Annotated in this window: 1 protein-coding gene; it reads left to right on the top strand. The window is 61.2% G+C overall.

What is annotated here, in order from left to right; genetic code table 11:
- Positions 1–65: 65 nt before the first annotated feature.
- Positions 66–286, top strand: a 221-nt coding sequence (locus tag SB816_RS30990) for a nitrate reductase associated protein (RefSeq protein ID WP_410548117.1), incomplete at its 3' end; no start/stop codon positions are given.

A 286-nucleotide genomic window follows, 5' to 3' on the forward strand; every position in this document is an offset into this window, starting at 1 on the left:
CCCGGAGGTTCTAAAATACCTCAGGCAGGCCGGCCGCGCCGGCATCCGACACTCAGGTAACGACCATGGGACTCGGCGACGCTCCGCTGCTATTCGATTTCGAACACGATTCGTCGGAAAACCTGACGTACATCCCGATGATCGTGCGCTTCAATCTCGACCGCTTCGGTCTGCGCATCTCGCTCGAGCAGTGGCAGCTGCTGCCGCTGGAGGACCGCAAGCTGCTCGCACGCTTTCCCGCCGACGACGATACCGCGATCGAGCCCAATTTCGATCACGCGCTGTT

This window comes from Achromobacter sp. SIMBA_011 (assembly GCF_046535435.1).
Classification (GTDB): domain Bacteria; phylum Pseudomonadota; class Gammaproteobacteria; order Burkholderiales; family Burkholderiaceae_B; genus Achromobacter; species Achromobacter dolens.